Source organism: Vibrio sp. Scap24 (assembly GCF_013394185.1).
Classification (GTDB): domain Bacteria; phylum Pseudomonadota; class Gammaproteobacteria; order Enterobacterales; family Vibrionaceae; genus Vibrio; species Vibrio pomeroyi.
On the sequence record NZ_CP041332.1, the window covers coordinates 2,153,050 to 2,178,607 of the forward strand.

Here is a 25,558-nt window from a genome sequence, read left to right on the forward strand (position 1 = left end):
AGTCGGTAATCAATTTCCTTTTTTAGACGTCTAGACTCCTTTTTAATGTGTGATAGGATGGAGGAATAATTAAAGGAATGAGGTTGTACCGTGGGAAGTAATGTAAGGCAAAAGATTGACGCTCTGTTGAAGCAACGAATTTTACTGATTGATGGTGGCATGGGCACCATGATTCAGGACTATAAATTGGAAGAGCAAGACTATCGTGGTGAACGCTTTGCTGATTGGCATAGTGACCTAAAAGGTAACAATGACCTTTTAGTGCTGACACAACCTCAGCTTATCAAAGACATCCATTCACAATATTTGGAAGCTGGGGCTGACATCCTCGAAACCAATACCTTTAACGCTACAACCATTGCTATGGCCGACTATGATATGGAAAGCCTTAGTGAAGAAATTAACTTTGCTGCCGCTAAGCTTGCCCGTGAAGCGGCTGATGAGTGGACGGCAAAGACCCCAGAAAAACCTCGATTTGTGGCGGGTGTATTAGGTCCGACTAACCGTACTTGTTCTATCTCTCCAGATGTTAATGATCCGGGTTATCGTAATGTGAGTTTTGATGAGTTGGTTGAAGCTTACTCTGAATCGACTCGCGCGCTTATTAAAGGCGGTTCAGACCTAATTCTTATTGAAACTATCTTCGATACACTAAACGCTAAAGCGTGTGCTTTTGCGGTTGAATCTGTTTTTGAAGAAGTGGGCATAACTTTACCTGTAATGATCTCCGGTACCATTACTGATGCATCAGGTCGTACACTTTCAGGCCAAACAACAGAAGCCTTCTACAACGCCCTTCGTCATGTTAAGCCTATCTCGTTTGGTTTGAACTGTGCATTAGGCCCTGACGAGCTGCGTGAGTATGTCGGTGAGATGTCTCGTATCTCTGAGAGCTTTGTTTCTGCTCACCCTAATGCAGGTTTGCCTAACGCATTTGGTGAGTATGACCTTTCACCCGAAGACATGGCTGAGCATGTTAAAGAGTGGGCTGAAAGTGGTTTCTTGAACTTGATTGGTGGTTGTTGTGGTACCACGCCAGAGCATATTCGCCAAATGTCTGAAGCGGTTAAAGGTGTTACCCCTCGTCAATTGCCAGACCTACCAGTATCGTGTCGTCTATCCGGTTTAGAACCTCTGACCATTGCAAAGGACTCTTTGTTTGTTAACGTTGGTGAACGTACGAACGTGACGGGCTCTGCCCGCTTTAAACGCTTGATCAAAGAAGAGCTTTACGATGAAGCGTTGAGTGTTGCTCGTGAGCAAGTTGAAAATGGCGCTCAGATCATCGACATCAACATGGATGAAGGGATGTTGGACGCTGAAGCGTGCATGGTTAAATTCCTTAATCTATGTGCTTCTGAACCTGAGATATCAAAAGTACCAGTAATGGTCGACTCTTCAAAATGGGAGGTTATCGAAGCTGGCCTGAAATGTATTCAGGGTAAAGGTATCGTTAACTCGATCTCTCTGAAAGAAGGCAAAGAGAAATTTGTCGAGCAAGCTAAGTTGGTTCGTCGTTATGGTGCAGCCGTCATCGTGATGGCTTTTGACGAAGTTGGTCAGGCTGATACTCGAGAACGCAAAGTAGAGATCTGTACTAATGCCTACAACATTCTTGTTGATGAAGTTGGCTTCCCACCTGAAGACATTATTTTTGACCCGAACATTTTCGCGGTTGCGACTGGCATCGATGAGCATAACAACTATGCGGTCGATTTCATTGAAGCAGTGGGGGATATCAAGCGTGACCTCCCACATGCGATGATCTCTGGTGGCGTGTCGAACGTGTCGTTCTCATTCCGCGGCAATAACTACGTTCGTGAGGCAATCCACGCAGTATTCCTATATCACTGTTTTAAGAATGGTATGGATATGGGCATCGTAAACGCTGGTCAGTTAGAAATTTACGATAATGTTCCTGAAGACTTGCGTGATGCTGTTGAAGATGTAGTACTAAACCGCCGTGATGATTCGACGGAACGTTTGCTTGATATGGCAACTGAGTACCTAGAGCGAGCAGTTGGTAAAGTTGAAGATAAGTCAGCTCTAGAATGGCGAACTTGGCCTGTAGAGAAGCGCTTAGAGCACTCTTTGGTTAAAGGTATTACAGACTTTATAGTTGAAGATACCGAAGAAGCTCGCGTTAATGCTTCTCGCCCTATTGAAGTGATTGAAGGTCCTCTAATGGACGGCATGAACGTTGTAGGTGACCTATTTGGTGAAGGTAAGATGTTCTTACCACAGGTAGTTAAGTCTGCACGTGTAATGAAGCAGGCTGTTGCGCACTTAGAACCGTTCATCAACGCGTCTAAAGAAGTGGGTGCGACTAACGGTAAGATTCTGTTAGCGACCGTTAAAGGCGATGTGCACGATATCGGTAAGAATATCGTTGGCGTGGTTTTGCAGTGTAATAACTACGAAATTATCGACTTAGGTGTAATGGTTTCTTGTGAAAAGATTCTTAAGGTCGCTAAAGAAGAGAACGTCGACATTATCGGCTTATCTGGTTTGATCACGCCATCTCTTGATGAAATGGTACACGTGGCCAAAGAGATGGAAAGACAAGGCTTTAAGCTCCCTCTATTGATTGGTGGCGCAACTACCTCTAAAGCGCACACCGCGGTGAAGATTGAGCAAAATTACTCTGAGCCAGTTGTTTATGTAAACAACGCCTCTCGTGCTGTGGGTGTGTGTACCTCACTTCTCTCTGACGAATTGAAACCTGCTTTTGTCGAGAAGTTGGATATCGATTATGATCGTGTTCGTGATCAACATAATCGTAAGAAGCCTCGCACCAAGCCTGTGACACTTGAAAAAGCTCGTGCTAATAAAGTGGCCATTGATTGGGATGCTTATACACCACCGGCACCAGCTAAACCGGGAGTACACATATTCAATGACTTTGATGTGGCTACGTTACGCAACTACATCGATTGGACGCCATTCTTCATGACGTGGTCTTTAGTTGGCAAGTACCCTGCGATTCTTGAGCATGAAGAAGTGGGCGAAGAAGCAAAACGTTTATTCAAAGACGCGAACGATCTACTGGACCGCGTGGAGAAAGAAAAGCTACTTGAAGCTCGTGGTATGTGTGCCATGTTCCCTGCCAATAGTGTTGGTGATGATATTGAGGTGTATACCGATGAATCTCGTACTGAGGTATTGAAGGTTCTGCATAACCTTCGCCAACAGACAGAGAAACCAAAAGGCTTTAACTACTGCTTGTCTGATTACATTGCTCCAAAAGAAAGCGGTAAAGCGGATTGGATTGGTGGCTTTGCGGTTACTGGTGGTATTGGAGAGCGTGAACTAGCTGATGAATATAAAGCGAATGGAGATGACTACAATGCCATCATGATTCAAGCCGTTGCCGATCGATTGGCTGAAGCGTTCGCGGAGTACTTGCATAAAGAAGTGAGAAAGGATATTTGGGGTTACTCGCCAGATGAAGACTTATCGAACGATGATTTGATTCGTGAGAAATACCAAGGTATTCGTCCTGCTCCAGGTTACCCTGCTTGCCCTGAACATACAGAGAAAGGTACGTTGTGGGAGTTAATGGACGTTGAGAAAGCGATTGATATGTCATTAACGTCGAGCTATGCGATGTGGCCTGGTGCTTCTGTGTCTGGTATGTATTTTTCACACCCAGATGCTCGATACTTTGCGATTGCACAGATTCAACAGGATCAAGTGGATAGCTATGCCGATCGTAAAGGCTGGGATATGTTAGAAGCTGAGAAGTGGTTAGGTCCAAACATTAACTAGCATTTTAGCTACAACGAGCTTTGATTCGTAAAGTAAAAAAGAGAAAGGGTTGCTTAATTGCAACCCTTTTTGTATTTGTGATTTAGTTATTTATCTGTCAATGATAAACGGGCTTTCTACTCAAATAATTCTTGGTGAAGTTTCTGAATCGCTAGCTTAGACACTGATTCATTAAGAAGGAAGCACAGGTTATGAGGGCTTGCACCGTAACAAATCATACGCAGGTTGAAATCTTCTAGAGTACCGAATACCTGTTTTGCGTAGCCTTTGCTTTCGCTCATGTTGTTACCAATAAGAGCAATTAGGCATAGGTCGTGCTCAATATCGACAGAGCAAAGCTCTTCAAGTTCAATACGCGCTGCTTCTGGTAATTCAGGAGCACCACCTGATGTGTCAGTTTGATCCAGCGTAAGTGAAACGCTGATCTCTGATGTGGTGATAAGATCGACAGAGATCTTATGTTTAGCAAGGATCTCGAACACTTTCGCTAAGAAGCCATAAGCATGGAACATATTAGCACTGCGCAGCGTAACCATGGTTTGGTTGCAGCGCAGGGCAAGTGCTCTGAACAGAGGAGAGCTTTCTACTTGCTGGCGAATCCAAGTTCCACCTAACTCTGGTGCTTTTGAAGAACCGACAAAGACTGGAATTTGATGGCGCAGTGCAGGCACTAGCGTCGATGGGTGCAATATCTTCGCGCCGAAGTTTGCCATTTCCGATGCTTCACTGAAGCTGATTTCTGGGATAGGAGAGGCCTTAGGAGCAATACGTGGGTCGGTAGTATAGATACCCGGAACATCCGTCCAGATCTCTAAGCCAATCGCTTGTACCGACTCGGCAATCAGTGCAGCTGAATAATCACTGCCACCGCGGCCTAGGGTCGTGGTGTTACCTTCGCTATCAGCACCGATAAAGCCTTGGGTAACGACAACTTGTTGTTGGCACAGTGGAATCAATTTCTCTTTTGCCAAAGCAGCAATCTCTTCTAGCTGTGGTTCTGCTTTTCCGAAATCATCATTGGTGCGCATCACTTCTCTGATATCGAAACGAACCGCAGGTGTTCCGCGCTCGCGAAGGATTTGAGCAAGGATGTGTGTCGACATCAACTCGCCACATGCTACGAGGTGATCAGTCAGCTTAGTGCTTGCTTGAAATGATGCGGCTTCTGCTGCGCTCGCAATGTCATCAAGAATGTTATGAACTTCTTTTTCGATGCTGATTGGATCTGCAAGTTGGTCAAGAATAGCATTGTGGATGTCGGCTAATTGCGTCATCAATTCTTGGCGGCGAGCTTTGTCTTGAACTCCGTTTGCGAGTTCCACTAGCAAGTTAGTCACGCCAGAACACGCGCTGCTTACGACCAGTTTCGTATTTGAGTTGTTTTCAATAATGGCAGCACAACGGCTCATTGCTTCAAAGTTGGCAACACTTGTTCCACCAAACTTAGCGACATTAAAAGAACCAGCTACATTAGATGCACTCACGATATATCTCCCACGACTTCCTAAAATAAAATTACGGTTGGGTAATCCAACGTCCGATGTTTTTCGAAGAGAGTTTTAGAGCAAAAAGAGAGGAATTATTAGAATAGTAACCTCAGAAGCTCTTCACCATATAGAAATGGCGACAGTTGAAGGGATTCAGCCCGCTCAACCGACAATAAAGGTCCTGCATCCTTTTATTATCTCGGCACTGCTCCCCATTAATGTTTTGTATTGGAAATGCGGTTCCACAAAACATCTGCCTGGGCAGTGCTCCTCTTCTGCTAGATAGCCGTTTCATTGAACGTGTTTGCGGTAACAATGTCAATCCGTAACTTGAGATAATTGAAAAATAATTTTAACAATTATGTGACAGTGGTTTGACCTCAATACTTATGGCTAATTGCTGAGGTAATCAATTTGCTTTAGGGTGGATTGTTCACAACATTAACGTAAGGGATGTACATGTCTAATTTAACACTCACTACTGCTATCGATAGCTTTTATCCACCACACCGAACGTTAATGGGACCAGGTCCTTCTGATATTTCACCTCAAGTACTGCAGGCTCTAATCCGTCCGACGATTGGTCACTTAGACCCGCTGTTTATTGCGATGATGGATGAGCTTAAACAGCTTCTTAAATACGCTTTCCAAACTGAAAATGAATTTACGATAGCGGTTTCTGCACCGGGCAGTGCAGGTATGGAAACCTGTTTTGTTAACTTGATTGAACCTGGTGAGAAGGTAATCGTTTGCCGTAACGGTGTTTTCGGTGAGCGTATGCGCGAGAACGTTGTTCGCTGCGGTGGTGAAGCCATCCTTGTTGATGACGAGTGGGGCAAGCCCGTTTCAGTTGAAAAGGTAGAACAAGCATTGGCAGAAAACCCCGATGCCGTTGCCGTTGCATTTGTGCATGCCGAGACATCAACTGGAGCACTATCGGATGCTCAAGCTATCTCGGCTATTGCTCGTCAGTTTAATGCGTTAACTATTGTCGATGCGGTGACATCATTAGGTGGTGTGCCATTGCTGGTTGATGAATGGCAGCTTGATGCGGTTTATTCGGGAAGCCAGAAATGTCTATCTTGTGTGCCGGGTTTGTCTCCAGTGACTTTCTCCCAGCGTTCGGTTGAGAAAATGAAGGCGCGTCAATCACCAGTGCAAAGTTGGTTCCTAGACCAGAGCTTGGTATTAGGTTATTGGAGTGGCGAAGGTAAGCGTAGCTATCATCATACTGCACCTGTAAATAGTCTTTATGCGCTGCATGAGTCTCTTGTGCTACTAAAAAATGAAGGCCTAGATAATGCCTGGTCTCGCCATCACGCAATGCATCAAGAGTTGAAAGAGGGCGTCGAAGCTTTAGGGCTGAAATTTGTGGTTGATGAAGATAGCCGCTTACCACAACTTAACGCACTTTATTTCCCTGAAGGGATTGATGAAGCACAAATCAGAACTCAGCTTTTAGAAGAGTATAACCTTGAGATTGGTGCAGGACTTGGTTCTCTAGCGGGCAAAGCGTGGCGTATCGGCCTAATGGGCTATGGTGCGCGAAAAGAGAATGTCGCGTTGTGCCTAAAAGCGCTAAAAGATGTTTTGAAATAGCTGCAATAAACTGAAATTAAAAAGAAAAGCGCACGAGAGATCGTGCGCTTTTTTGTGTTTGTTCTAAAGATAAAACGCGGAAGTCATACCTCGTTAGCTGCTAACTACTCTGCCGACGAGACGTTGTTCTCAGCTTGAGATATTTTTTTGTATTGAACCTGTGAAAAGTCTCTGTTTGGAAATAAAAACTTTGCTTCGCTGCGGATCTGTTCCGCTTTGCTTTCTTCCCCTAAACCTTGGTAAGCAAGAATCAGATTGCTGTAGAAAGCAGGTCTTGGCTTACTTTTTATGATTTCTAGCGACCAATCTATATAAGGTTGGATTAGGCTAGAGTCGGCTTTGTACAGACCAATATTAAGATAAGTGCTGTATATGTCCCAGTCGTAGCGATCTTTCCAAACTACTGGGTTAGTCACTTGTTTGAGAATATCTGGGTTTTTAGGTTTAGATAGCTCGAACTTAGTCAGTACATAGTTAGTGTGCAGTGCGCTTAGCATATAGAAGCTCACCAGGATCGGTAATACCAAGCTGCTCACTCTAAACAAGGTTTTACTGATGATACTGAACGGCTGCTGATAGTGACGTGAAGCACGCTGATCCACCCAGTAAATCAAAATGATGAAGGTTATCCAGTGAATCGCCGAATGATAAAACGGGTACTCCAGCTGAGAGTGCAAGAGTATCGGTATAAACAGAGCAAGTAATGCTAGGCGTGTACCCTTTGCTGAACTTGTTATACGAGACATCACCAATACTGCGGCAATCAAGATCCCTATGATTGGCACTATGCCACCTTCAACCCCCCAAAATAGAAACTCATTGTGCGGGTGATCCATAGAAGGAAGCCCCGGATGATAATTTGAGTTCAGTTGATGCTGACGAGCTGTATATAGTGTGTATTCAGATTCGAACTTTCCGTAGCCATAACCGGTAAATGGCTTTTCGATCATCATGTCTAACGCTTGTGGGAAGGTGTAAGCGCGAGGGCTTTCTAAGTTCGCTTTCTTGCTAGCGATACTATCTGTAGCGCTAAGGTTTATTACAGTAAACGCAACCACAATACCGACAGCAACTGATGAACACCATCCGTAGAAGCGCTTTTTGGTCGAGAATTTGTATAGGTAAGGAAGAATACACACAAAGCCGATGAGTGCCGCTAACCACCCTGTGCGTGATGCGATGATGATCAGTAGTGGCACGGTTAAAGTTGGGGTTAGATACAGTAAGAAAGATTCGCTGATCTTGTGATTATACTTAGCGGGCTGTCTTGCTAAAAGGTAAGCAGAAAGCACAAAACCCGTTGCTAGGAAGCTGGCCATTACATTGGGTTGCTGGAATATTCCGTAAGGGCGATTAGCCGCAGTGTTGTAGCCAAATAGGTTACCTGGCTCTAATACAAAATATTGCACATAACCAAATAGCGCTTGTATGACGACAGCGAGTACGATGAACCACAGCATACGTTGTTTGTGTTTGTTGCTGAATTTGAACTGCTGAAGGACTACAAATAAAGCAAAACCTGCCCATAACCCAAGTAATCGACCTGAAGCCCCTTCCGGCGAAGCATTGCTGTATAAAATCGGCAATGTAAGTATCATGCAGCTGATCAATAAACCTATGGTTAACTTGGAATACTTGAGTACTCGATTGGTCGCTAGTTGATAAAAGCCAATGGCTAAGGTGAAGCTCAGTGCTAACCAAGTGGTAGGGTTAAAGGATAGAGCAAGGCCTGAGCCCCCTGGATTAGGCATGAAAAAATGCATGGCGAGTAAGAACACAACAGCTAATGAAGCGAGGAATGCTTTGTTGAGTGGTAACTGAGTGATCTGATTTTCTAGCTGGGTACCGCTAGTATGTATTGTTGCCATAAATCCCTAACCTTATAAAAACAGAGCTTGTTCCTTCTGAAACAAGCTCTGTTACTTTAACACTTTTCTGTCTGCTCACAGGGCGCTATTTTACACCTACTTCAAATTTAACATAGGCTTAAGGAAGCGAGCGGTGTGTGAACCTTCGACCAATGCCACATCTTCTGGTGTGCCTTCTGCAACAATCTCACCACCACCTTGTCCGCCTTCTGGACCTAAATCTAAGATCCAGTCAGCTGTTTTTACGACATCTAGATTATGTTCAATGACTACAACAGTATTACCGTGATCACGTAGGCGATGCAGTACCGTTAATAGTTGCTGGATATCGTGGAAGTGAAGGCCTGTTGTTGGCTCATCGAGAATGTATAAGGTTTTACCTGTATCTCGTTTAGACAGCTCGCGAGCCAATTTAACACGTTGTGCTTCACCGCCAGATAAGGTGGTTGCCGCTTGACCTAAGCGAATGTAAGAAAGGCCTACATCCATAAGCGTTTGCAGTTTACGTGCAATCACTGGAACTGGATTAAAGAACTCACGCGCATCTTCGACAGTCATTTCAAGAACTTCGTCAATGGTTTTACCCTTGTAGCGAACTTCTAGTGTTTCACGGTTGTAGCGCTTACCTTTACATACATCACACGGTACATACACATCCGGTAAGAAGTGCATTTCTACCTTGATAACACCATCGCCCTGACACGCTTCACAGCGTCCGCCACGTACGTTAAAGCTGAACCTTCCCGCTTTGTAACCGCGTGAACGTGACTCTTGTGTGCCAGCAAAAAGTTCACGAATAGGAGTGAAGATTCCAGTATAGGTTGCAGGGTTTGATCTTGGTGTGCGTCCTATTGGGCTTTGATCAATATCGATTACCTTATCGAAATGCTCTAACCCTTTAATCTTTTTATGTTTTGCCGGTACTGCTGTGGTTGCACCATTAAGTTGAGTGTGAGCGACTTTGAAGAAGGTGTCGTTAATTAATGTCGATTTACCCGAGCCCGATACACCCGTAATACAGCTAAATAAACCCACAGGGATAGTAGCTGTCACATTCTTTAGGTTGTTGCCTGTCGCCCCAACGATCTCTACGACTTTCTTCTTGTCGATTGGTGTTCGTTGTTTTGGTACTTCAATTTCTTTCACGCCACTCAGATATTGGCCTGTCAAAGAGTTCGGGTTGTCGATGATGTCTTGCATGGTGCCTTCTGCAACCACGTGACCACCGTGAACACCAGCGCCCGGGCCAATATCGATGACATGGTCAGCACAGCGAATAGCATCTTCATCATGTTCTACAACAAGTACCGTATTGCCTAAGTCTCTCAAGTGAACCAAGGTTTGCAGTAGACGTTCATTATCACGCTGGTGGAGGCCAATTGACGGTTCATCCAACACATACATAACACCCACTAAGCCAGCACCGATTTGACTTGCGAGACGAATTCGTTGTGCCTCACCACCAGACAGAGTTTCAGCACTGCGTGATAGGTTAAGGTAGTTCAAACCAACGTTAACCAAGAAATGTAGGCGGTCATTGATCTCTTTCATCACTTTATCGGCGATCTGCCCACGCTGACCGTCTAATTTCAACTCCTGGAAAAATTGCAGTGCATCAGCAATGCTGAGCTCAACGATTTCAGGTAGTGTTGTATCGCCGATAAATACATTTCGAGCTTCTAGTCTCAGACGAGTACCATCACAGCTTGAACATGACTTCGTAGAGATGTATTTAGCAAGATCCTCTCGAACTGAGCTTGATTCCGTATCACGGTAGCGACGCTCTAGTGTATTTAAAATACCTTCAAACGGGTGACGCTTAACGCGGATATCACCACGGTCATTGATGTATTTGAATTCAACTTCAGTACGACCAGAGCCTTTGAGAATTATCTCTTGAGTCTTCTTTGGTAGAGAATTAAACGGCGCAAACAGATCGAAACCATAATGCTCTGACAGTGATGTTAGCATCTGGAAATAGTAGTAGTTCTTTTGATCCCAACCTTTAATTGCTCCTTCAGCAATGCTTAGGTTTTCATCCAAAATCACTCGGCTCGGGTCAAAGTATTGCTGAACACCTAGTCCGTCACACGTACCACACGCACCTGCTGGGTTATTGAATGAGAACAAGCGAGGTTCAAGTTCTTGCATGCTGTAACCACACTTGGGACAAGCGAAGTTCGCAGAGAACACTATCTCTTCTTGATCTGTTTCGTCCATCCAGCCAACAACCGCAATACCGCCAGATAGCTCCAGTGTTGTTTCAAACGATTCAGCCAAGCGTTGTTGTAGATCTGGGCGCACCTTAAATCGGTCAACCACCACTTCTATCGTGTGTTTCTTATGAAGTTCTAGTGCTGGTGGATCGGACAAATCACAGGTCTCACCATCAATACGTGCTCGAATAAAGCCTTGAGCCGCTAAGTTTTCTAGTGTCTTTACGTGTTCGCCTTTACGCTCTTTAACGATCGGCGCAAGTAACATCATCTTTGAGCCTGCAGGTAACTCAAGTACCTTGTCCACCATTTGGCTGATGGTTTGCGCAGCTAGGGGGATGTTGTGATCTGGACAGCGAGGTTCGCCCACTCGAGCGTAAAGTAGTCTCAGGTAATCATAGACTTCGGTAATGGTACCTACGGTTGAGCGTGGGTTATGAGAGGTCGATTTTTGCTCTATCGAGATAGCTGGAGATAAACCTTCGATGTGGTCTACATCGGGTTTTTCCATAAGAGATAGAAATTGGCGAGCGTAGGCAGACAAAGACTCAACATAGCGACGTTGCCCTTCTGCGTAGAGAGTATCAAACGCAAGTGACGACTTTCCTGAACCGGATAGCCCTGTGATAACAGTGAGTTTATCGCGGGGAATTGTTAGGTTAACGTCTTTGAGGTTATGCGTACGAGCGCCTCTAATTTCTATTTTATCCATCTCAACAGACCATGTAATTTTAAGTGGCTAAAGTATTACATAGAGTGAGATTTGTGCAAAGTTTTACTGGATAAAAAAACAGTAAACAAAAAAGGGCGACTCAAAGAGCCACCCTTTTAAAATTCGAAACGTTACTTCTTAGAGAGCCGTTATGTTTCTTTTTGCGTTGAATGTTTGCCTAGCTCAACTTGCTTTTGGTCTTTCTTGTATAGGTTTTCAAAGCAGTAGTTTGTTGCTTCGATGTAGCCTTCAACACTACCACAGTCAAAACGTTGGCCTTTAAATTTGTAAGCCAATACACAGCCCGCTTTTGCTTGTTTAAGCAATGCATCAGTAATTTGGATCTCGCCGCCTTTACCTGGTTCAGTCTGTTCGATCAGCTCGAAGATATCTGGAGTCAGAATATAACGACCAATGATCGCTAGGTTGCTTGGTGCTGTACCTTGTTCTGGTTTCTCTACCATGTCATCGACACGGAAAAGATCGTCTTTGATCATCTCGCCAGAGATAACACCGTACTTGTGTGTTTCTTCTTCAGGTACTTCTTGTACTGCAACGATAGAACAGCGGAACTGCTTGTATAGTGCAACCATTTGAGCTAGCACGCCTTGTTGCTCGTTCACACAAAGGTCATCGGCAAGCACAACTGCGAACGGTTCATCACCAACTAGTTCACGACCCGTTAGGATAGCGTGACCTAGGCCTTTCATCTCGCGTTGGCGGATGTAAGTGAAGTTTGCTGCTTCAATCGTTTCACGGATATTAACTAGAAGGTCTTCTTTATTGGTACCACTGATCTGGTGCTCAAGCTCGTAGTTCTTATCGAAGTGATCCATGATTGAGTGCTTACCACGGCCAGTAACAATGCACATGCCGTCCATACCAGCTTCGATTGCTTCTTCTACGCCGTATTCAATTAGCGGCTTGTTCACAACAGGCATCATTTCTTTAGGCATTGACTTAGTTGCTGGTAAAAAACGTGTACCGTAGCCAGCTGCCGGGAAAAGGCACTTTTTGATCATGATAAGACCCTTTATCTATAATAATTATTGATTCAACCTGAATGGTTGATATTTCTGAGGGCAACTCTAGCATAAGTTATGTCGAAAATTCAGCAACAATACCTATGGTTTATTAGAGCTTCCCTCAAAATTATCGTCAGTTTAAGAGGCGGATCAATTATGCAAGTAGATTCTGGTTAGCCCAGGCGATGGCTTGGACTCTATTTTTAACCGCTAACTTACGGAATATTTGATAGAGATGGGATTTGACCGTGAACTCACTAATGAACAAGTCATCGGCAATTTGTGTGTTGGATGAGCCGGATTGAAGGCAACGAATAACCTGAATCTCTCGAATGGTTAAGTCGACATTGGTTGGGGTCGTGTTGGTATTGACCATATTGCGGTAGTAAAACAGCAGTTGATTGGTCACTTTTCTTGGTAGCCAGTTATCACCATCAATCACTTCTTGAAGGCCATGCGCAATCTTGTCCTTTTTATCGGTGCTATAAAAGAGACCTTTCAGTACACCATAAGTAAGAAGCTCCGAAGTCGGCAGTTGCTGTGGAACATTGAATAAGATGATCTCATGGTTTTTCCACATCACGGTCAGGTTGGGATAGATAATAAGTAGTTGTGGTACCTCCTTATAGTCGACAAGCAGGATGCGGTTACTCTGCTTTCTGTCGACTAACATTAAGTCGTCCGGAGTCATTTTGTAGAGAATGATGGATAAGTGTTTTTCTATTTCTTTTACATGTAGGTAAGTGTCACTCGGGTCGATGCACAGAAAGTGTAAAGTGCGAGCGTATCGGGATTTTCTCATTGAAACTCCGTGTTTAAGTTGGGTGAGATTTCACGTTGTCATGCACGCTTTGGCTTCTCTAGCGCAATAGTAGTGACTTGCGTTGAATATCAATTCCCAAAGTAAATGAGTGGTTTGTAAGTGGAGAAAAAAGCAACATCGCTCTGAATATCATGATTTGTTACGTTTTTATTCTTTGTAGTGAGGAGAGAATAGGAATGCGATTTATCACTGTAGAAAAGCATGCTATTCTTGTGCGCTAAAATTTTCTGAGACTATGAATTTAGACGGAGCAAATCATGGCTAGCCGTGGAGTTAACAAAGTTATATTAGTGGGTAACCTAGGTAATGACCCAGAAATTCGTTACATGCCTAATGGCGGCGCGGTAGCGAACATTACCATTGCAACGTCAGAGTCATGGCGTGATAAAGCAACTGGCGAACAGCGTGAAAAAACAGAATGGCACCGTGTTGCTCTGTTTGGCAAGCTAGCTGAAGTTGCTGGTGAGTACCTACGTAAAGGTTCTCAAGTTTACATTGAAGGTCAACTTCAAACTCGTAAATGGCAAGATCAAAGCGGTCAAGATCGCTACACAACTGAAGTGGTTGTTCAAGGCTTCAACGGTGTAATGCAAATGCTTGGCGGCCGTGCTCAAGGTGGTGCTCCTGCTCAAGGTGGTATGGGTAACAACCAACAGCAAGGTGGTTGGGGTCAACCGCAACAGCCACAACAACAGCAGCAACAATACAGTGCACCTGCTCAACAGCAGAAAGCACCTCAACAACAAGCTCCTCAGCAGGCTCAACCTCAATATAATGAGCCACCGATGGATTTTGATGATGACATCCCATTTTAATCCCTGTTTTTAATATATTATAAAGACAGTATTAAATTGGAAAAAGCCGCGTTCATCGCGGCTTTTTGTTACCTAGAATTCTTAACGCTTTATTTACAACGTCAATTTATAGTATAAGTAGCAATACGGTATAATGTGAGTTGAAAAGGATTTCGTTATTCATGAGATATACCCCCACGCTAAAATTGAGCACCCGATTAGTCGCATTTGTCACAGTGATAGTTATCAGCGCGATGTTCATTCTTTTTATAGGTGGCACCCTTTCGTTCAAGCGCATCGGGCAGGAATATTTAGACCATTATTTGGTGGGAATAGTCGACGTTGTAGATAAAGAAATGGAAGATCCAGATGCTGCGTATTCAATGCAGCGTTGGATGCCTAAGATGTTGCAGGCTAGCAATATCGTAGAGATGAAACTCTCAAATAAGACGGGTATTGTTTACCGCTTCAAAGATACTTCCCCACAAATTGATCCGAATCGCCTCTATGAGAAAAGCTTCACTTTAGAGCGTAATGAAGGTTACCAAATCGAATTCAAAGCATTGCCTCCTTATATTGGTTACAACTACTCAATAGAAGCGATGTGGTCGATTACTTTAGCGGTTGCTTTGATCATTTTCTGTTTGGCTCATGGTGTTCGATGGTTGAAAGAGCAGTTAATGGGCTCTGAAATGTTGGAAGAGCGCGGACGGATGATCCTTGCAGGACAAGTTGAAGCACATGCAAAAGGCGATGAGCGAGAGTGGCCCTTTACGGCAAGTGAAGCACTCGATGTGTTGATTGAAGAGTTAAAAGATGCACGCCAAGAGCGTAGCCGTTTCGATACCTTCATTCGTACTCATACTTTCTTAGATAAACTCACTGGCACAGCCAACCGAGTGCTATTCGATAACAAGCTTGAATCGGCATTGCATGAAAGTGGTGCGCGTGGTGGTGTGTTGTTAATACGTATCGATGAGTGGGAACAAGTTCGTGATGCCAATGATAAGCAAGTGACCGATGGCTTTATTATTGAAGTCGGTGAAGTCTTATCGAATATTGTTCAGCGCTACCCTGATGTTATTTTCTCTCGTTATTACGAAGCGGACTTTGCGGTATTTATTCCACACCAAGGAGCAAAAGATATTGCGACCTTGGCGGCTCAATGTTTAAGGCAGTTAGATAAGCTAACCCCACCGGAGCCATTAGAGTCGGATAATTGGTGTCATATCGGCGTGACCATGTATACCGAGGGTGAGCGTCATAGCCAGATTATGGATGAGGCGGAAACCGCACTAAAAAGTGCTCAGTTGGAACGCATTAACAACTGGAGCCGTTACCCTAAACAGAATAAAAATGAGCTTGATAGAGGCAGCGTTCGTTGGAGAACATTACTAGATAAAGCTCTGCTTCCTGAAAATTTGGTAATCTTTGCTCAGCGGTGTTACCTTATGCCGGAATCTGGTCAAGCTAATGAATTACATAGAGAAATATTCACTAGAATTCAGGATCCAGACAAAGGTTTATTGAAATCGTCTCGATTTATGCTTGCGGTAGAGCAAGTGGGTTATCAAGCTCAAATGGACCAATCCGTGTTGAAGGTTTTGTTGAAATCTTTGAAAGAATCAACTCAATCGATTAACTACTCGGTGAACCTGAATGTCACTCCGTTTGCGAGTAAACAGCATTTTAAGTGGTTTAGAAGCGAGTTATTACAACTCTCAGCTCAACATCGCTCTCAGCTGGCTTTTGAATTTCCAGAAGGTCATCTTATTGCTCATCTTGATTATATGAGACCGGTGGCAAAGATGCTGCGAGGATTAGGGTGTAAAGTCATTGTTGGTCAAGCTGGGCGAACCATAGTTAGCACACACTATATAAAGGATTTGAAGGTTAATTATATTAAGCTTCATCGGAGCTTAATTAAGAAAATCGATCAAAGACATGAGAACCAGCTGTTTGTCCGAAGTTTAATAGGGGCATGCGGTGACTCTCCAACTCAAGTTATCGCGGTTGGGGTCGAGACAAAACAAGAAAAGAATACCTTGATAGAGTTAGGCATTAACGGCTATCAAGGGAGATATTTCGACGAAGAGCAACAAATTATTCCTTTGCCTCACCAAGGTGAAAAGACAGTGAAAGCTGAATCTGTTGTAAAAGTTGGTCGAAGAAATCGATGGCGTAAGAGTAGTAGTTAAGCATGAATTTTAAAGCGATTTTAGACAAGATAAAGCCAACGAATAATAAAGGCAGCTCGCAAGTTGTTATGTTGGGCAATGATGCTGTTTATATTTCATCGACAGAGCAAGAATCTCAAGTCACTCACATTCCTGTAGTAAATGGGGACTGGGAAAGTGCACTAAAAAAATCGCTTAACAGTGAGGCTTTTACCAGCAGTAGCCTTCAATTGATAGTTTGTGCTAACTATTACCAAACTTACCAAATTGATAAACCGGACATTCCAGAGAGTGAATGGTCGGTTGCCTTGCCTTTTTTATTGAAAGATCTTGTCGCTGAAAGAGTGACTGAGATTACAGCAAGCGCGGTAACACTACCGACATCAAATAAACTGCAAGTGTATGTTTTACCTAAAAAGCTGTTAGATAAGCTTTTAAACATTACTAACTCAGCGCAAATAGAGCTTAAAGGTGTTGCTCCTGAAGATGAAATCTGGGGCTATAGTGCCGGCGAACTCTCTAATTTTATACTTCTACAACGCAGCTCAAATTCACACTTTAAGTTGGGTGCGTTTGTTGAGAATACAGTCTGCTTCCAAAGAACGATTCGCAGTGTGGTTCCACCTTTAACGGGTGTTGCATCCAGCGCACTGCAGTTAGATGGCCTTGCTTTAGAACTCCAGCGTTCGATTGACTACCTTTCTTCTCAAATCAAGGGAACTCAACTTCATCAGTTGAAGATCTGTTGTGATGAAGAAGATGAAGCAGAATTACAAAGTGCGTTAAACAATACACTGAGCTCAACGGTTTCTTTACTGGTTGAAGGTGAGCGTGAAAACTCTGAAAGCTTGTTAGTTAAGCTCGCTGCTGAAAAAGATGCGTTTAACGTCAATCTTTACCCTGAACACCTGAAGCCGAAAAAAGAATATTTCACATTAACGAATGTGGTCGCGAGTTGGGGGCTTGTCTGTGGCTTGCTTCTTGGCGGTTACTTTGTGATGCAATACCAAATATCGAATTTGGACGAAGAACTAACAGCTTTGCAACATGACTCCAATCAAGTTAACAAGCAAGTTAACCAGTTGAAGAGTAAGTTAACTGAGCATAAACCGTCTCCGGAGAAAGTCGCCGCCGTTGCTCGTCTCAAACGTGAGACACAAGCAAAAAAAGAGGCGTTGAAGGCCGTTGGGCAATACGACGAATCCCAGCAAGTCGGGTATTCTGGCGTCATGAATTCCCTAGCTACATTAGGCCGAAATGACATCTCTCTTTCGCACATCTATATGACTCACGATACTTTAGATCTTAGTGGTTTAGCTCGTAATGCTAATGTCGTTCCAAACTGGATTGGTCAGTTTAAAAGTGAACTTAATTTGGTTGGCCGCACTTTTGAAAAACTCAAAATAGGTCGCAATGATCAAGATGTGGTGACGTTCGAGTTAAGCACTCGCAGGGAGAGTAAATAATGCAGCAGTGGAACCATCTGAGCGATAAGTTTCTTGCATTAAGCCAAAGAGAAAAATGGCTACTTTTCGTGTGTGGCTTTGTCGGTTTATCAATGCTTGTATTCACCTTATTGGTTGAGCCTGCATACCTCGACTTACAAGCGAAAAACGCTAAGTCGATGAGTCTGATGCAGTCAAATCAAAGGCAGCAAGGTGAGTTACTTGTTCTGCAAGCTAAGTTAAACAAAGACCCAGACAAAGAAATTAATATCGAGTACAAAAAGCTATTAGTAGAAAGCCAAGACCTTTCGCTTCAACTGTCAGAGATTGTCGATGGACTGATCACGCCTTCTCAAATGTCACAGTTATTGGAAAGTGTTCTCAATGCTGGCCATGGACTTAAGCTGGAATCCTTGGAATCACTAAAACCAGAAGCGATTTCAAATAACAAAGAGACTAGCGAGTACTCAGGCTACTTTCTTCACCCTGTGAGAATGGAACTAACAGGCAGCTACTTTGATATTTCAGCTTATCTTCAAGCCCTTGAGTCTCTTCCGGTGAGTTATTACTGGCGTACATTTGAGTATTCAGTAGAAGAATATCCTAAAGCTCGACTTGTGTTCGAGGTTTACACACTTGGTACCAGACAGGAGTTTATCGGTGGCTAGAACTCTATTGTTGTCCTTGCTGTTTAGTAGTTCCCTTGTGTGGGCTGAGCAAGATCCAACGGCGCCATTAGGTTGGCTTTCACCTCAACAAAAAACAGCGCCAGCTAAAAAGGCGCCAGTTCAATATCGTTTACCATCTCTAGAGAGCATTGTTTGCAAGGGTGATACACCTTGCTATGCGATTATGAATGGTCAGATCCTCGGTCAAGGGGAAACGATCAGAGGGTACCGAGTTAAGAACATAGATCCAGAATACGTCACTCTGCAGAGAAGCTCTAAGCAGTGGAAATTAGAGATGTTCTCTTTAGATGTTAAGAATAATTAAGGTTAGAGTGAAGACATGCGTAAACTTGTAGTAGCAATCCTAGTGTCATCTTTAGTCGGCTGTTCGATGGGGCATCGCGATCCTGTTGAAATTAAAGAGTCTTTGAATGAATCAATTAATGAAGCTAACAGTAAAGCGCTTCATGAGCTTCCTTCATCAGTACAAGATGATCTTATGCCTCAACTCGATTCGGACTCTGCATCGCCAGGAATGGAAACGGTTAAGCGTTTTCGCATTCAGGCTAAAGGCGTTGAAGCGAGAACCTTCTTTGCAAGCTTAGTGAAAGGAACAGAGTACAGCGCCGCTATTCACCCAAGCGTCTCTGGAAACCTTACGCTTAATCTAACCGACGTGACGTTGGATGAAGTGCTAGCTGTTGCTCAAGACATGTATGGCTACGATATCGAAAAGCGTGGCAAGGTGATTCAGGTTTACCCTGCAGGCCTTCGCACAGTGACGATCCCTGTCGATTACCTACAAGTTAAGCGTTCTGGTCGTTCATTGACGACGATCACTACAGGCACTATCTCCAATTCGGACAACAGTTCGTCGAGCTCTTCAAGCTCAGACTCTAACTCGTCGAATTCATCTAACTCTTCTAATACATCAAACTCGACATCGAATGGTGGTACAGAGATTGAAACCACATCTGAAAGTGATTTTTGGCCACAGCTTGAAGCAGCGGTTGCTCACTTGATTGGCTCGGGGGATGGGCAAAGTGTCGTGGTTACACCGCAAGCGAGTGTGATTACCGTACGCGCTTACCCGGATGAGATCCGTGAGGTTCGTGAGTTCCTCGGTATTTCTCAGAAACGTCTGCAACGCCAAGTTATCTTGGAAGCCAAAATCATGGAAGTTACCCTGAGTGATGGTTACCAACAAGGTATTAGCTGGTCGAACTTATCTAAGTCGATTGGTAGTGGTGGTGTTGTTATTGACCGACCAGGTGGAACATTGCCTCCATTAGATGCAATCAGCTCTTTGTTAGGTGGACAAACCAACGTAACGATTTCAGACGGTAGCTTTGAAGCGGTATTGAGCTTTATGGATACTCAAGGTGATCTCAATGTTCTCTCTAGCCCACGCGTAACGGCCGCAAACAACCAGAAAGCGGTAATCAAAGTTGGTACAGACGAATACTACGTGACGGATTTATCAAGCTCGGTCGGTAGTGGTGACAATGCTAATGTTGCGCCGGAGGTTGAGTTGACGCCATTCTTCTCTGGTATCTCTTTAGATGTGACCCCTCAAATAGATGATAAAGGCAGCGTATTTTTACATGTTCACCCTGCCGTTATTGAGGTAGAGGAAGAGGTGAAAGAGCTCAACCTAGGTTCAACAACGGGGTTAGTACAACTTCCTTTGGCGAAAAGCTCTATTCGCGAATCGGACTCCGTGATTCGAGCTCGAGACGGTGACGTGGTTGTTATTGGTGGTTTGATGAAATCCAACACCACTGATGTGACGTCTAAAGTTCCGTTCCTCGGTGACATCCCTGCATTAGGTCATTTATTCCGTAATACCAATCAGTTGACTCAAAAAACTGAGCTCGTGATCTTGCTTAAACCAACGATCGTGGGTGTGAATACTTGGCAAAATGAGTTGGAGCGTTCTCGTGATCTTCTTCAAGAGTGGTTCCCTGATGAAGAGTAAATGCTTACTTTCTCAATATAGAGTGGCAGTGTCTCACTAAGCTAGGTCGTCATATGTATCAAGCTCACTTTGGTTTTGAACAACTGCCATTTACGTTAACACCGAATACTGATTTCTTTTATGGTTTGGCGCCTCATTTTGAGGCGATTCAAACGGTCATCTCCGCGTTAGAAATGGGAGAGGGTGTAATCAAAGTTACCGGTGAGGTGGGCACGGGGAAAACCATGGTCTGTCGGATGCTGGTAAATCATTTAAAGGATTGTACGGCGTTAATCTATTTGCCAAACCCTGTGCTGTCCGGCGCTGATTTACGTCACGCTGTCGCTAAAGAACTTGATTTGACCATCGATAATGAAGCCACTTTAGTCGATAACATTCAGCATAAGTTGATTGATTTACACAACTCCGGTTTGAGGGTGGTCGCTATACTTGATGAGGCGCAAGCTCTATCCGATGAGGCTCTTGAAACCTTAAGGCTGTTCGGCAACCTTGAAACAGAAGATAAGAAATTACTTCAGATAGTGTTACTTGGACAGCCTGAATTGGACGCTCGATTAGAGGCGTACCACCTAAGACAATTTCGTCAAAGAATTACATTCAGTTCAACACTGAGGCCGCTGACGCTCGATGAGACGGTAGCTTACATTGATAATCGAATTACTAAGTCTGGTGGCAATCCTGAATTGTTCAGTTTGAATCAAAAAAAGGCGATTTTTCGTTCTTCAGTGGGTATTCCAAGGTTGATAAACCAGTTGTGTCATAAGGCTCTTTTGCTCTCGTTCAGTGAAGATAAGAAAAGTATCGACAATCAGCATCTGTTCTCCGCCATGCACGAAACTTACGATGTGTGTAAGCCTAAATTTAAAACGCCAATACTGTGGGGTTGGAATTAATTATGAGTGTCATTAATAACGCCTTGTCTGAATTGGCAAAGAAAAAATCAGCGACTTCAATAGAAGCTGCCGTTGTGCCGAAAGTAAAAACACGCTCTCCTTTCGTTTGGGTTGCTGCGGGTTTTACTCTCAGTTTAGCTATGGGCGGTTGGGCGATTTCACAAGGCCCTGCTGTCGATAGCTCAATATCAACTCGTGACGTTCAGGTTGCTGTGGTTGATAACGCTGAAGATGAGCCCAAAACAATAGTTACTCCACTTGTATCGTCACCAACTAAGAAGTTAGTGACGATAGATTCTGCGAACCTTTCAGCTGACAACGCGACGATCGTTAAAAGCACTCAAACTCAGTTTGCTAAGTCCGAGTCAGTTGTTGCATCGACTCAGGTCGTGACAAAGCCGCAAGCAACCCCTAAATCTCAAAGCGTGCCTAAAGCGGAAGTTGCAAAACCAATCTATGTTGCTAGTGCAGCTAATAAAGATGCCAAGTCACTCCCTAATGATTCCAAAGCGTTTGGTGATTCAGAAAATAGCGGAATAATGATTGAGCAGGTCGAGTTAACGTCTGAGCAACTCTCTATTAATGCCCAAGGTCGAGCTCAGAAAGCGCTTGATGCGAACGATCTTGATGGTGCGTTGAAAGGTTATAACGAAGCGCTTCGATACGCCCCAAGAAATGAAGATGTTCGTCAGAAGCTCGCAATTCTCTATTTTGGTAAGGGGGATACGCGTAAAGCCTACGAACTTTATCAGTCTGGTATCAAACTTAACAACAACAGCGAAAAGCTGCGCTTAGGTTTATCAAAACTGCTGGTTAAAGCAGACCAATCTGAAGCGGCTTTGAGTCCATTGATACATTTACCGCCTAATCCAACTCAGGACTATTTAGCGATGCGTGCCGCGCTGAGCCAAAAATCTCAGCAAGAAGAGATTGCATTAGAGAGTTATCAAAAACTGGTTGAGATTGATTCGGATAATGCTCGCTGGTGGCTAGGTTTGGCTATCCAACAAGAGCGACAGCTTGATTTTACGGCGGCAAAACAATCTTACCAAGGTGCGCTAGTCAGAGTCGGCATCTCATCTCAATCGCAAAGCTTTGTGCGAGATCGATTAAAAATAATCAATGCTTTAGAGGAGAGTAGCGATGCAAATTAGATTAAGAAAAAGGCTTGGTGATTTGCTCGTTGAAGAGGGCATTATTACCGAGGCTCAAGTGGAACAAGCACTTGCCTCTCAAAAAAGCACTGGCCGTAAGCTAGGTGATGCACTGATTGAACTTGGCTTCTTGTCAGAACAGCAAATGCTGAGCTTCTTGTCGCAACAGTTAGCTATTCCACTTATCGATTTAAGTCGAGCTGTTGTCGATGTCGAAGCGGTTCAGCTTTTACCTGAAGTACACGCTCGTCGTCTTCGTGCTTTGGTTATCGGACACCAAGGCGATACTTTGCGTGTTGCAATGAGTGATCCAGCCGATTTGTTTGCTCAAGAATCCTTGCTTGGCCAATTAGGTGATTACGCACTCGAATTCGTTGTTGCTCCAGAAAGGCAGTTAGTTGATGGTTTTGATCGTTACTACCGAAGAACCAAAGAGATTGCCTCATTTGCAGAGCAGCTTCACGCCGAACACCAAGTTAATGAAGCTTTCGATTTTGATATTGCCGAAGAAGACAGCGACGAAGTTACGGTTGTTAAGCTGATTAACTCACTATTTGAAGATGCGATTCAAGTTGGCGCTTCCGATATTCATATCGAGCCAGACTCAAATGTACTGCGCCTTCGTCAACGTATTGATGGTGTGTTGCATGAAACCTTGTTAAACGAGGTTAATATCGCGTCTGCTCTAGTACTGCGCTTAAAGCTGATGGCAAACCTCGATATCTCAGAGAAGCGTCTTCCTCAAGATGGTCGCTTCAATATTCGAGCGAAAGGCCAATCTGTCGATATTCGTATGTCGACCATGCCAGTACAGCACGGCGAGTCTGTGGTGATGCGTCTTCTTAATCAATCTGCTGGTTTACGTAAATTGGAGTCGTCGGGTATACCGAGTGATCTTCTGGTTCGTCTTCGTCAACAGTTACGTCGTCCACACGGCATGATCTTGGTTACTGGCCCTACTGGTTCGGGTAAAACGACCACCTTATACGGTGCGTTAAGTGAATTGAACGAACCGGGTAAAAAGATCATTACCGCAGAAGACCCGGTGGAGTACCGCCTTCCTCGTGTTAACCAAGTTCAGGTGAACCCTAAGATTAATCTCGATTTCTCTACGATCTTAAGAACCTTCCTACGTCAAGATCCCGATATTATTCTTATTGGTGAGATGCGTGACCACGAAACCGTAGAAATAGGCTTGAGAGCAGCGCTGACAGGTCACTTAGTCTTAAGTACCCTGCATACCAATGATGCGGTAGACAGTGCACTGCGTATGATGGATATGGGCGCTCCGGGTTATCTGGTAGCAAGTGCCGTTCGAGCTGTAGTCGCTCAGCGATTGGTTCGTAAAGTGTGTAACGACTGTAAGGTTGAAGATGAGCTAGATGAACCTCGCAAGCAATGGTTGAGCGTTCGCTTCCCAAATCAGGTAGGCGTTCCATTTATGAAAGGGCGTGGTTGTCAGAACTGTAACCTAACGGGTTATCGTGGCCGTATTGGTGTCTTCGAGATGTTGGAGCTAGAGCAAAACATGATGGACGCGCTTAGAGCCAATGATGCCGTTGGCTTTGCTCAAACGGCGAGACAGTCTGAAAACTACAAACCGCTCTTAGCTTCTGCGATGGAATTGGCTTTACAAGGTGTCGTGAGTCTCGACGAGATAATGCACCTTGGTGAAGGCGATGCGTCCGGTGCAACCGACCCAATTTATCTGTAGGGGTAGAGTGATATGCCAACTTATCGTTATGTAGGTCGCAGTTCTGATGGCAGTCAAGTTACTGGCCAACTGGATGCGAATAACGAAGATCTCGCTGCTGAAAGCTTGATGAGTAAGGGGATCATTCCAACCTCAATCAAGTTAGGTAAAAGTGGCGGCTCTGTATTGGATATGGACGTTTCTAGCCTGTTTACGCCCAATGTCCCTCTTGAGGTGTTGGTTCTGTTTTGTAGACAGTTATACAGTCTAACTAAAGCGGGCGTGCCACTATTAAGGTCGATGAAAGGCCTCACTCAAAATTGCGAAAACAAACAGCTGAAAGCAGCACTTGAAGAAGTGGTCGCTGAGCTCACCAATGGTCGTGGGTTAGCAGCATCGATGCAGATGCACCCCAAAGTATTCAGCCCATTGTTTGTATCGATGATTGGTGTTGGTGAAAACACGGGTCGTTTAGATCAGGCTCTGCTGCAGTTGGCTGGATACTATGAGCAGGAAGTTGAGACTCGTAAGCGAATCAAGACTGCGATGCGTTACCCAACCTTCGTTATCAGCTTTATTTTGATTGCGATGTTCATTCTTAACGTCAAGGTTATTCCACAGTTCTCGAGCATGTTCGCACGTTTCGGTGTCGACCTGCCGCTGCCTACTCGTATCTTGATTGGTATGTCGGAGTTCTTTGTTAATTACTGGGGCTTAATGCTCGGAGTGATCTTTGGTCTTATCTTTGCTTTTAAAGCCTGGGTTAAGACAGACAAAGGATTAGAGAAGTGGGACAGATTACGTTTGAAGATGCCAGTGATCGGTGGCGTTGTAAATCGAGCGCTATTGTCACGTTTTTCTCGTACCTTTGCTTTGATGCTAAAGGCGGGCGTACCACTTAACCAGTCATTAGCTTTATCGGCTGAGGCTTTGGATAACCGCTTCCTAGAACTTCGAGTCCAAGCTATGAAATCGGCTATAGAAGCGGGTAGTACGGTGTCATCCACTGCTATCAACAGCGAAATTTTCACACCTTTGGTGATACAAATGATTTCCGTCGGTGAAGAGACTGGTCGGATTGATGAGTTGCTGCTTGAAGTGGCTGATTTTTATGATCGAGAAGTCGATTACGATTTGAAAACCTTAACCGCCAGAATTGAACCGATTTTGTTGACCATAGTTGCGGGTATGGTGTTGATTTTAGCTCTGGGTATTTTCTTACCGATGTGGGGAATGCTCGATGCAATCAAAGGCTAAG

At 44.2% G+C, this 25,558-nt stretch carries 17 protein-coding genes and 1 riboswitch; of the genes, 12 read left to right on the forward strand and 5 right to left on the reverse strand.

Annotated elements, in window-relative coordinates; genetic code table 11:
- Window positions 1–90: 90 nt before the first annotated feature.
- Window positions 91–3,768 carry a methionine synthase gene (metH, locus tag FLM53_RS09640; protein ID WP_176680821.1) on the forward strand — a complete coding sequence of 1,226 codons (3,678 nt, stop codon included), beginning with the start codon at window positions 91–93 and terminating at the stop codon, window positions 3,766–3,768.
- A 116-nt stretch (window positions 3,769–3,884) separates the two neighbouring features.
- On the opposite strand, the gene lysC is transcribed toward metH, so the two are convergent.
- Window positions 3,885–5,252, reverse strand: coding sequence for a lysine-sensitive aspartokinase 3 (lysC, locus tag FLM53_RS09645; RefSeq protein ID WP_176680822.1), 1,368 nt, complete (start codon window positions 5,250–5,252; stop codon window positions 3,885–3,887).
- Between the two features lie 108 nt (window positions 5,253–5,360).
- Window positions 5,361–5,538: riboswitch (Lysine riboswitch) on the reverse strand.
- Window positions 5,539–5,714: 176 nt separating this feature from the next.
- On the opposite strand from lysC, the gene FLM53_RS09650 reads away from it, so the two are divergent.
- Window positions 5,715–6,854 (forward strand): alanine--glyoxylate aminotransferase family protein, encoded by a 1,140-nt coding sequence (locus tag FLM53_RS09650; protein ID WP_176680823.1) that lies wholly within the window; start codon window positions 5,715–5,717, stop codon window positions 6,852–6,854.
- A 104-nt stretch (window positions 6,855–6,958) separates the two neighbouring features.
- Here the strand turns inward: FLM53_RS09650 and FLM53_RS09655 are convergent, their stop codons facing one another.
- From FLM53_RS09655 to FLM53_RS09670, 4 genes are all read right to left on the reverse strand, one after another.
- Complete coding sequence (locus FLM53_RS09655; RefSeq protein WP_176680824.1) at window positions 6,959–8,722, reverse strand: PglL family O-oligosaccharyltransferase; 1,764 nt, start codon at window positions 8,720–8,722, stop codon at window positions 6,959–6,961.
- A 96-nt stretch (window positions 8,723–8,818) separates the two neighbouring features.
- Complete coding sequence (gene uvrA, locus FLM53_RS09660; RefSeq protein WP_176680825.1) at window positions 8,819–11,650, reverse strand: excinuclease ABC subunit UvrA; 2,832 nt, start codon at window positions 11,648–11,650, stop codon at window positions 8,819–8,821.
- 149 nt (window positions 11,651–11,799) lie between these two features.
- Window positions 11,800–12,672, reverse strand: a complete 873-nt coding sequence (galU, locus tag FLM53_RS09665) for a UTP--glucose-1-phosphate uridylyltransferase GalU (RefSeq protein ID WP_176680826.1) — start codon at window positions 12,670–12,672, stop codon at window positions 11,800–11,802.
- Between the two features lie 157 nt (window positions 12,673–12,829).
- Complete coding sequence (locus FLM53_RS09670; RefSeq protein WP_176680827.1) at window positions 12,830–13,477, reverse strand: LuxR C-terminal-related transcriptional regulator; 648 nt, start codon at window positions 13,475–13,477, stop codon at window positions 12,830–12,832.
- Between the two features lie 278 nt (window positions 13,478–13,755).
- On the opposite strand from FLM53_RS09670, the gene FLM53_RS09675 reads away from it, so the two are divergent.
- The 10 genes from FLM53_RS09675 (at window position 13,756) to FLM53_RS09720 (ending at window position 25,557) form a co-directional block, all read left to right on the forward strand.
- Window positions 13,756–14,313 carry a single-stranded DNA-binding protein gene (locus tag FLM53_RS09675; RefSeq protein ID WP_176680828.1) on the forward strand — a complete coding sequence of 186 codons (558 nt, stop codon included), beginning with the start codon at window positions 13,756–13,758 and terminating at the stop codon, window positions 14,311–14,313.
- Window positions 14,314–14,474: 161 nt separating this feature from the next.
- Window positions 14,475–16,490, forward strand: a complete 2,016-nt coding sequence (csrD, locus tag FLM53_RS09680) for an RNase E specificity factor CsrD (protein WP_176680829.1) — start codon at window positions 14,475–14,477, stop codon at window positions 16,488–16,490.
- Window positions 16,491–16,492: 2 nt separating this feature from the next.
- Complete coding sequence (locus FLM53_RS09685) at window positions 16,493–17,935, forward strand: MSHA biogenesis protein MshI (protein WP_176680830.1); 1,443 nt, start codon at window positions 16,493–16,495, stop codon at window positions 17,933–17,935.
- Complete coding sequence (pilO, locus tag FLM53_RS09690; protein WP_176680831.1) at window positions 17,935–18,582, forward strand: type 4a pilus biogenesis protein PilO; 648 nt, start codon at window positions 17,935–17,937, stop codon at window positions 18,580–18,582. Before FLM53_RS09685 ends, pilO begins: the two co-directional genes overlap by 1 nt.
- Entirely contained in the window at window positions 18,575–18,907 is a 333-nt protein-coding gene (locus FLM53_RS09695) for an MSHA biogenesis protein MshK (protein ID WP_176680832.1), read from the forward strand. The genes pilO and FLM53_RS09695 overlap by 8 nt, the downstream gene beginning before the upstream one ends.
- Before the next feature lie 15 nt (window positions 18,908–18,922).
- Window positions 18,923–20,560: a pilus (MSHA type) biogenesis protein MshL gene (gene mshL, locus FLM53_RS09700; protein ID WP_176680833.1), complete on the forward strand. Its 1,638-nt coding sequence runs from the start codon at window positions 18,923–18,925 to the stop codon at window positions 20,558–20,560.
- Window positions 20,561–20,613: 53 nt separating this feature from the next.
- Window positions 20,614–21,453: an ExeA family protein gene (locus tag FLM53_RS09705; RefSeq protein WP_176680834.1), complete on the forward strand. Its 840-nt coding sequence runs from the start codon at window positions 20,614–20,616 to the stop codon at window positions 21,451–21,453.
- 2 nt (window positions 21,454–21,455) lie between these two features.
- Window positions 21,456–22,607 (forward strand): lipopolysaccharide assembly protein LapB, encoded by a 1,152-nt coding sequence (locus tag FLM53_RS09710; protein ID WP_176680835.1) that lies wholly within the window; start codon window positions 21,456–21,458, stop codon window positions 22,605–22,607.
- Complete coding sequence (locus tag FLM53_RS09715; protein ID WP_176680836.1) at window positions 22,597–24,321, forward strand: GspE/PulE family protein; 1,725 nt, start codon at window positions 22,597–22,599, stop codon at window positions 24,319–24,321. Before FLM53_RS09710 ends, FLM53_RS09715 begins: the two co-directional genes overlap by 11 nt.
- Before the next feature lie 12 nt (window positions 24,322–24,333).
- Window positions 24,334–25,557, forward strand: coding sequence for a type II secretion system F family protein (locus FLM53_RS09720; RefSeq protein ID WP_176680837.1), 1,224 nt, complete (start codon window positions 24,334–24,336; stop codon window positions 25,555–25,557).
- Window position 25,558 lies beyond the last annotated feature (1 nt).

What these genes read in the sequence shown, in the direction of transcription:
- mshL (WP_176680833.1), top strand. Translation starts at nt 18,923, where the DNA reads ATGCGTAAACTTGTAGTAGCAATCCTAGTGTCATCTTTAGTCGGCTGT.
- FLM53_RS09650 (WP_176680823.1), top strand. Translation starts at nt 5,715, where the DNA reads ATGTCTAATTTAACACTCACTACTGCTATCGATAGCTTTTATCCACCA.
- FLM53_RS09705 (WP_176680834.1), top strand. Translation starts at nt 20,614, where the DNA reads ATGTATCAAGCTCACTTTGGTTTTGAACAACTGCCATTTACGTTAACA.
- uvrA (WP_176680825.1), bottom strand. Translation starts at nt 11,650, where the DNA reads ATGGATAAAATAGAAATTAGAGGCGCTCGTACGCATAACCTCAAAGAC.
- pilO (WP_176680831.1), top strand. Translation starts at nt 17,935, where the DNA reads ATGCAGCAGTGGAACCATCTGAGCGATAAGTTTCTTGCATTAAGCCAA.
- FLM53_RS09710 (WP_176680835.1), top strand. Translation starts at nt 21,456, where the DNA reads ATGAGTGTCATTAATAACGCCTTGTCTGAATTGGCAAAGAAAAAATCA.
- csrD (WP_176680829.1), top strand. Translation starts at nt 14,475, where the DNA reads ATGAGATATACCCCCACGCTAAAATTGAGCACCCGATTAGTCGCATTT.
- FLM53_RS09720 (WP_176680837.1), top strand. Translation starts at nt 24,334, where the DNA reads ATGCCAACTTATCGTTATGTAGGTCGCAGTTCTGATGGCAGTCAAGTT.
- FLM53_RS09685 (WP_176680830.1), top strand. Translation starts at nt 16,493, where the DNA reads ATGAATTTTAAAGCGATTTTAGACAAGATAAAGCCAACGAATAATAAA.
- FLM53_RS09655 (WP_176680824.1), bottom strand. Translation starts at nt 8,722, where the DNA reads ATGGCAACAATACATACTAGCGGTACCCAGCTAGAAAATCAGATCACT.
- FLM53_RS09715 (WP_176680836.1), top strand. Translation starts at nt 22,597, where the DNA reads ATGCAAATTAGATTAAGAAAAAGGCTTGGTGATTTGCTCGTTGAAGAG.
- FLM53_RS09670 (WP_176680827.1), bottom strand. Translation starts at nt 13,477, where the DNA reads ATGAGAAAATCCCGATACGCTCGCACTTTACACTTTCTGTGCATCGAC.
- FLM53_RS09675 (WP_176680828.1), top strand. Translation starts at nt 13,756, where the DNA reads ATGGCTAGCCGTGGAGTTAACAAAGTTATATTAGTGGGTAACCTAGGT.
- galU (WP_176680826.1), bottom strand. Translation starts at nt 12,672, where the DNA reads ATGATCAAAAAGTGCCTTTTCCCGGCAGCTGGCTACGGTACACGTTTT.